Origin of the sequence: Streptomyces sp. ICN903, from assembly GCF_022015835.1 — a bacterium.
Taxonomy (GTDB): Bacteria; Actinomycetota; Actinomycetes; order Streptomycetales; family Streptomycetaceae; genus Streptomyces; species Streptomyces fenghuangensis.
Genome location: NZ_JAKMAY010000282.1, coordinates 1 through 7,442 on the forward strand (window position 1 = coordinate 1; position 7,442 = coordinate 7,442).

Here is a 7,442-nt window from a genome sequence, read left to right on the forward strand (position 1 = left end):
GGGTCAGGCCCCGGGTGAGCCGGGCGGTACCGGAGGTACCGGCGGGGAGGGCGGCGCGGACGGCAGGAAGCCGGAACGCACCGGCGAGCCGGGGGCCGCGGGGGGCCGGGAAGCCTCGGCGTCGGCCAGGGCGGCCTGGGCCAGCAGCCGCCGGGCCAGCTCGCGCGCCTCCTCGGTGGTGAGCGCGGCCCAGGTGCCCGGCGTGCTGCCGCGCCCCGGGCCGAGATCCAGGGTGACCCGGCTGATCGGCCGGTCCGCGGTGGGCAGCCGCAGACACTTCACGGCGATCCGCCGGTCGCAGGAGGTGACCATCGGCGTCTCACCGGCCGGCCGGGGAAGCGCCCGTCCTGTCTCAGCCACTGTTCCCACACCTTCCATCTCATACCGCTCATAACGCAGGGGCACAGTGAGTAGCGCTGTCCGGGCCCGGGATGTTCCCGCCCCGCCGGCACCCGTCGCGTCCGGCCCCGTGCGCGGGCGCTGGAGCGCACGCGCGTACGGCCCGCCGCGTTCGGGAGCGCCTGCCCGTGCCCTGCCGCCGGGCTCCGGGGGTTCAGCGGCCGGGCGCGGCCGGGCGCAGGGCGATCAGGGCGATGTCGTCGCGTCCGGTGGCGGCGGTGGTGGCCACCAGGCCGTCGCACAGGGAGCCGACGGGTTCGCGGGCGAGGGCCGCGGCGTTGCGCCGCAGCCGCTCCAGACCCCGGTCGAGGGATTCCCCGGGGCGTTCGACCAGTCCGTCGGTGTAGAGCAGCAGGGTGCAGCCGGGCGGCAGTTCCTCGGTCGCGCTGTCGCGGGGGGCGTCCGGCGGCAGGATGCCGAGCAGGGGGCCGCGGGCGCCCTCCAGGAAGCGGGCGCCGCCGTCCCGGGTGATCAGCAGGGGAGGCGGGTGCCCGGCGGCGGTGTACGTCAGCCGCCACGGCCCCTTCGCGCTCCCGCCGCCCGCCTCCGCCCGTGCCTCCGGGCCGCGCTCCACCCGGGCCATCACACAGGTGGTGGTGCCCGTGTCCGGGTCGAGGGCCTGCACGGCCGCGTCCAGCCGCCGTACGACCTCGCCGGGCGGTCGCCCGCCGTGGTCGGCGGCGAGCGCGCGGAGCATGTTGCGCATCCTGCCCATGGTGACGGCGGCTCCCAGATCGTGCCCGGCGACGTCACCGATGACCAGGGCCAGGGCGTCGCCGGGCAGTGGGAAGGAGTCGTACCAGTCCCCGCCCACATCGGCCGCGGCCGGGCTGGGCAGGTAGCGCGCGGCGATCCGCAGGTGCGGGTGGTCGGGCGGTTCGGTGAGCAGGCTGCGCTGCAGCGCCCGCGCCACCCGCTGGGTGCGCTGGAGCCGCAGCGCCTGGCTGAGCGCGTCATGGGCCTGCTCGACCACCTCCCGCATCAGGGTCCGGTGCCGCGGGCCGATCGGTGCGCGGTCCCCGCAGACGAAGGCGGTCACCACGGCGGCCACCGCCCCGTCGACCAGGACCGGCAGAGCCACCCCGCTGTGCGCCCCGGTGCGGGACAGCCAGGGCCGCACGCCCGGCGGCGCGACGTCCGCCGGTACGGCGCCCGGGGTGAAGGACCGGTGTACGCCGCGCCGCTCGCGGACGGCGCGGGCGAGCAGATGCCCGGGACCGACGTGCTCCTCACGGCGCGGCGGCAGGCCCGCGGGCAGCCCCTCGCGCGCGGTGGCCGCGACCCGCTCCACGGTCAGGCGGCCGTCCCCGGGCGGCTGCCCGGCCGACTCGGTCAGCAGGTAGATGCCGCACTCGTCGGCCAGGGCGGGAACGATCACACGGCTCAGGGCGGCGAAGGCGTCCGGCGCGTTCTCCGACTCCGCCACCGCCGCCGAGGCACGGCCGATGAGGGAGTCGCGCAGTTCCCGCCACCACTGCTCCTCGACGTCGACGCAGGCGGCCATCCACTCCAGCACGCCCCCGCCGTCGCGCACCGGCACGGCGCGCAGCAGGCAGTGCCGGTAGGCCCCGTCGGCGTACCGCAGCCGGTAGGTGTGCTGGAACCGCTCGGGCACCTCCCTGACGGCCCGGTACCAGGCCTCGGCCAGGGCCGCGCGGTCGTCGGGGTGGGCGGTGCCGAGCCATCCGGCACCGCGCAGCTCCTCCCAGGGGCGCCCCGTCGCACGCTCCCATCCGTCGCTCCCCTCGACGAGGAGCCCGCCGGGGTCCGCCACCCACACCTTCTCGGTGCTCGTGGCCACCAGGCTCTGGTACCGCAGCAGCGTCCGGCGCCGTTCCTCGGCGAGTGTCCGGGCGTGCTCGGTCGCGGTGACCTCGGCGGTCACCTCGGCGGCGACGACGAGGACCCCGGGCTCCTCCCCGGCCGGGGCGATCCTGGAGACGCTGAACGAGAAGTACCGCCGCTCGACCTCGCCGTGGGCGTAGCGGACGGTGACGGGCGCGGCGGAGACCCGCGCCGGTTCCCCGTCGCGGAGCACCGGATCGAACAGGTCGAGATAGCCGCGCTGCTCCAGATCGGCGAACGCCCGCCGCACCGGCACCCCCAGCGGCCGGTCTCCGAAGATCGCGCGGTAGGCGGCGTTCATGTAGGTCAGGACATGCCGGGGCCCGCGGCACACCAGGACCCCGACAGGAGCCGGGTCGAACACCTCCAGGGGCAGCCCGCTGGGTTCCGGGCTCTCCGTCGACCGCCGAGAGAACGACATAAGGGACATTGTTTATTCAAACGCGGCGTCTTCGCGTGGCGCCGTACGAGCGCGCTCGCGGGCGACTGCCGCCTGCCGCCCCCGCCTCCGCTTCGGCGGCGAAGGGGACGCTAGGGGCGGAGCCGGGCCGGTGAGGTTTCTCACGGCCCCTGCGGAACCGCCGTCTTCCGCCCGGGCCCGCCCGGCCGATCGTTCTCACGGGGCAGACGGGAGTCGCGCACGGGACGCCCTGTGGAGGCGTCCCGCTTCCCCGGGCGTCGCGGTTGCCTTGATCGCGGCATCCGGGGGAAGGTTGCCGGACGGCAATTCTCTGTTCGGCGTCCTGCCCGGCGTTCCGTTCAGTGTTCATCCGGCAGGAAGGTGGTGGGGCCCGCGGCACGCGGACCCCGGTCGTGACGATCTCCGAGGACTCATCCGCCCGGCCACGCGGCACCGGAACCGGTGCCGCGTGGGACGACGCGCCCTGCGCAGTGGTGGCGGTGGATCCGTCCGGCGCGGTGGCGGGGGCCAACGCGGTCGCCACCGGACTCCTCCCGAAGGCGGTGCCCGGCGCACGGCTGGAGGAGGCGGTACCGCACTGGCTGGCCGACGCCCACCGGCGCCTGACCGCCTCCTCCGGCCCGCTCCCCGGGCCGGGTGAGGCGCCCAGGGGGGAGGCGGGTGGGCGGAGCCTGCGAGGGCATCCGGCCCGCGGCGGGAACGGCGACGTGGTGTGGTGGCTGCTCGACGACACCGAACTGCGCCTGGCCGAGGACGCCCTGCGCGGCGAGCGGGAACGCACCGCCTTCCTCGCGGAGGTGTCCGAGGCCCTGTCGGGCACCCTGAACGTCGAGCGGTGCATGGAGGTGACCGTGCGCCTGGCCGTGCGGCACCTGGCGGACGCGGCCGTACTGATCGCCCCGGCGGCCGGGCGCGGGCTCCCGGTCACCCACAGCGCCCCCGAGGGCCCGGTGCACGGCACGGTCGATGCGGACCCGGAGACGGTGCCGGGCCTGAGCGAGGCGCTCCAGGGGTTCCCGCCGGTGCCCTCGCGCTGGATCGACCCCGCACTGCTGCCCGACTGGATCGTGCCGCCCCGCTTCGACGGACCGCCGGGCTCGGTGGTGGTCACCCCCCTGCCCGGCCACGGCGTCCCGGCCGGGGCCCTGGTCCTGCTGCGCCGCACCGACCACGCCGCGTTCAGCCGGAGCGAGGAGACCTTCGCGAGACTGTTCGCCGCCCGGGCCGGAGCCGCGCTGTCGGCCGCGCGCCTGTACGCCGAGCAGGCCGCCATCACCGCCACACTGATGCGGGAGCTGTTCCCGCCGAAGCTGCGCCGGGCGCACGGAGTCGAGTCCGCCGGCGGCTACCGCGCGTGGGGAGCCGGAACAGCGGCCCGGCGCCCTCTGACGGCGCCCGCCGGCGACCGCCCCGTCCCCCGCCCGGGGTAGGTGTCCGGAAACCGCCGGTCCGCGGGCGGGTGCCGGGCCATGCTGGTGCCGAGCGGACCGGCCCCGCCCGGACCGCGGCCGAGAGGAGACCCAGCACGTGCCCGCAGTACCCCGGGCGCCCGGAAGGCGCGCACACACCGTCGTCGACAGCCCCTGCGGCCCGCTCACCCTGGTCGCCGAGGAGGAGCACCTGATCGGCCTCTACATGGAGGCCCAGCGGTACCGGCCCGACGAGTCGGTCTTCGGCGAGCGGCTGCCGGAGCCCGCCGGGCCGCCGCTCGCCGAGACGGCCCGGCAGCTGGAGGAGTACTTCGCCGGGCGCCGCGAGACCTTCGACCTGCCGCTGAGGCTGTACGGAACACCGTTCCAGCGACGTGTCTGGGCCGCGCTGCGCGAGATCCCCCACGGACGGACCTGGACCTACGGCCGGCTCGCCGAGCACATCGGCCGGCCGACGGCCTCCCGCGCCGTCGGCCTCGCCAACGGGAAGAACCCGGTCGGCGTCATCGTCCCCTGCCACCGCGTCGTCGGGGCCGACGGCGCCCTGACCGGTTACGGCGGGGGAGTGGAGCGCAAACGGGCGCTGCTGGAGCACGAGCGCGCCCTGCCGGCCGCCGCCGCAGCCCTGCCGCTCCCCGCCTTCTGACCACCCCTCGGCCGCCGGTCCGCCCATCAGCCGCCGAGGGCCGAGGCCAGCAGCCGCAGCGGCGCCGAGCGGCCACGGCGCGGCACCGTCAGCAGCGGATGGCCGCGCACCCCCCAGGTGGCCAGCAGGGCGTTGGCGGCCTCGAAACCGGTGGTGGCCGCCCGCTCCATCAAGGCCACCGGCAGCGTGGTGCGCACCAGGTCACCGGCGAGCACCAGCCGGGGGTGGCCGGTGCGCACCCCCGGCCGGTCCCGCCAGGTGCCGGTGGCGAACAGCGGGCAGTCCTGCCGCCACTCGTGCCGCTCGTCGACGACCGGGGCGTCGGCCGTCTCCGGGTAGACGCGGGCGAGTTCGGCCAGGGCCGCCCGCTGGACGGCGGTGCGGTCCGCGCCGGGATCGACGGCGTAGGCGTGCAGCTCCACCACGCTGCCGCCCGTCCGCGCGGCCCAGCGGGCGGCCTCGCCCTCCCACCGGTCCAGGACGCTGACGTTGTCCAGCGGGCCGTAGCCGCTGGTGCCCAGGAAACCCGGCCGGTCGGCGGCCACGGGCCGGCCGAGCCAGTAGCGGGAGACCAGGAAGGGCGGGGCCTCGCGCAGTCGTCCGACCGACGCCCGCCAGCCGGGACCGCCCAGATGCGGGGAGTTGTCGACCAGGGCGCGCAGACCCGCACCGTCCACGGCCAGGACGACCGCGTCGTAGCGCTCACCGCGCTCGGCCCCCGGCTCCCGGCCCCCTGCCGTCACCACGGTGAAGCCGTCCCGCTCGGGGCGCACCAGCTCCACGGCGGTGCCGGTGCGCACCCGTGCTCCCAGCCGCTCCAGCCGGGCGGCCAGCGGATCCCACAGGACGGCGGGGAAGGGGTCGTCGGGGACGTCGAAGAGCAGCCCCTCGGCCGAGCCCAGGAAGTAGATGTGGAACATCAGGACCAGTTCGGCCGCCGACAACTGGCGCGGATCGGCGAAGAAACTGCGGGAGAACACCTCGAAGGCCAGATGCCGGGCCGGTTCGGGGAAGTTGACGGAGTCCAGGAACTCCGCGGCGCTCACGCCGTCCAGCCGCTCGTGGACCTCCGGCACCCGCACGTCGAGCAGCGACAGTGCCGCACGGGGGTTCATGCCCGCCAGCCCCGAGGGGGTGAAGGTCGGGCTGAGGGCGGTGAAGCCCAGCACGCTCCACGGCGGGGTGCGGGGCACCCGCGCGAAACTGTCCCGCGCTCCGCCGCTGTGCCACAGCGGGTAGTCCGGCAGCGGGGTGAGCATCGACAGGGACGGGTCGATACGCCGCAACAGATTGCGCAGGTTGTAGTACTGGCGGAAGAAGGCGTGGAAGCCGCGGCTCATGGTGACGGACGTGCCGTCGGCCAGCTTCGTGGGCCAGCCCCCGACGCGCCCGCCCAGCACCTCCCCGCGTTCCAGCAGGTCCACGGCCACACCGCGTTCGGCCAGCGCGGTGGCGGCGGTGAGCCCGGCGATGCCGCCGCCCACCACGGCGGCGCGCACCTCGCGGTCGCCGACACGGGCCGCCCCGGCGGGCGCCGGCCGGTGCACGGCGTAACGGTCGCGGGCGAGCCGGGTACGGCCCCGGCCCGCCGGCGGGTACGGGAACGGACTTCTCGCGTCTGTCATCAGTGGGCCTTTCGCTGGTGGGGATCGCCGGGCCGCGGCACGGCGGCGGAGGGCCGGCGCGGCAGGAGGGGGAGTTCGGCCAGGGAGCGCGCCATCGGCCATATGGGGGAGCGCAGACCGATCGCGACCTCCTCGCGGAACGCGGAGCGGCCGTCGAGGAAGCGCAGCACGCTGTCCAGCCGGTTGCGGCGGAAGAGGCGGGCGAAGAAGTCCGCGCCGTCCACGCGTCCGGTGGCCAGGGCGCGCAGCAGCGCGGCGTCCATGGCCAGGTGGCGGCGGGCGTGCGGCCGGGGCGGCAGCGGGGTGCGCCCGGCCGCGAGGGCAGCGGCCACCTGTGCGCTCTGGCGCTGGACGGTGGCGAAGGTGTAGCCGGTCGAGGGGCGGGTGGCGCCGCCCGCCGTGCCGATGCGGAACACCGAGTGCCCGGCCCGGCGCGCGAAGCGCCCGTCGGTCATGGGGATGACGCCCTGCTCGGCGCCGGTGACGGTGAAATCGCCCAACGGGCGGACGTGTCCGGTGTAGTGCCGCAGCGCGGCCTCGTACTCGCCGACGCTCAGGGGCGAGGGGGAGAACTCGGTGTACTCCACCAGCGCCTCGCGCGGGGTGAGGGGCAGGACGTAGGCGAAGGACAGCCCGCGCCGCGGCTGCGGGGTGCGCAGATCCATCAGCTCCGCCGTGCCCGGGTCGAAGCGGTCCTCGGCGGTACGCACGAACCAGCCCCGGAAGTGCTGCAGCAAGGTGGTGTGGGCGGGCGGCAGGACCCGCGGCGGACGCGAGTCGAACACCCAGCGGCCGGTGAGCGCGAAGGGCCGCCCCTCGGCGTCCGTGCCGCTCACCCGCGCGCCGTGCGGCCCGTCCCCGACGGCGGTGACGGTGCCGGTGACACGGGTGACGGAGCCGGCGGCGGCCAGACGGGCGTCCATCGCCCGGATGAAGTCCGCGGAGCGGACCATCAGGTAGCGCCGGGGACTGTCACCGCCCAGGGCCTCCCCGCCGGGGCCCCGCACCAGCAGCCGACGCCAGGACGCGGTGACGGGCGCGCCGAGCCCGGCACCGGACCCGCCGGCGCCCGCTCC

Annotated in this window: 6 protein-coding genes; 2 read left to right on the forward strand and 4 right to left on the reverse strand. The window is 76.4% G+C overall.

Going from position 1 to position 7,442, the window contains the following annotated elements; genetic code table 11:
- Positions 1–3: 3 nt before the first annotated feature.
- Positions 4–360, reverse strand: coding sequence for a hypothetical protein (locus tag L7D48_RS23230; protein WP_237882106.1), 357 nt, complete (start codon positions 358–360; stop codon positions 4–6).
- Positions 361–553: 193 nt separating this feature from the next.
- On the reverse strand, positions 554–2,665 hold the full coding sequence (locus L7D48_RS23235; RefSeq protein ID WP_237882108.1) for a SpoIIE family protein phosphatase: 2,112 nt from the start codon (positions 2,663–2,665) through the stop codon (positions 554–556).
- A 392-nt stretch (positions 2,666–3,057) separates the two neighbouring features.
- Between L7D48_RS23235 and L7D48_RS23240 the strand changes: the two genes are divergently transcribed.
- Both L7D48_RS23240 and L7D48_RS23245 read left to right on the forward strand, forming a co-directional pair.
- Positions 3,058–4,095, forward strand: coding sequence for a GAF domain-containing protein (locus tag L7D48_RS23240; RefSeq protein WP_374493429.1), 1,038 nt, complete (start codon positions 3,058–3,060; stop codon positions 4,093–4,095).
- A gap of 97 nt (positions 4,096–4,192) precedes the next feature.
- The gene (locus L7D48_RS23245; protein ID WP_237882110.1) at positions 4,193–4,741 is read left to right on the forward strand and encodes a methylated-DNA--[protein]-cysteine S-methyltransferase; all 549 of its coding nucleotides are present in this window, start codon (positions 4,193–4,195) and stop codon (positions 4,739–4,741) included.
- Positions 4,742–4,767: 26 nt separating this feature from the next.
- On the opposite strand, the gene L7D48_RS23250 is transcribed toward L7D48_RS23245, so the two are convergent.
- Positions 4,768–6,366 carry an FAD-dependent oxidoreductase gene (locus L7D48_RS23250; protein WP_237882111.1) on the reverse strand — a complete coding sequence of 533 codons (1,599 nt, stop codon included), beginning with the start codon at positions 6,364–6,366 and terminating at the stop codon, positions 4,768–4,770.
- The coding region (locus L7D48_RS23255) for a lycopene cyclase family protein (protein ID WP_237882113.1) at positions 6,366–7,442 on the reverse strand (1,077 nt) is incomplete at its 5' end. The genes L7D48_RS23250 and L7D48_RS23255, both read right to left, overlap by 1 nt.

Bases quoted from the DNA above. Each gene is read 5' to 3' on its own strand.
- L7D48_RS23235 (WP_237882108.1), bottom strand. From the start codon at position 2,665: ATGTCGTTCTCTCGGCGGTCGACGGAGAGCCCGGAACCCAGCGGGCTG.
- L7D48_RS23250 (WP_237882111.1), bottom strand. From the start codon at position 6,366: ATGACAGACGCGAGAAGTCCGTTCCCGTACCCGCCGGCGGGCCGGGGC.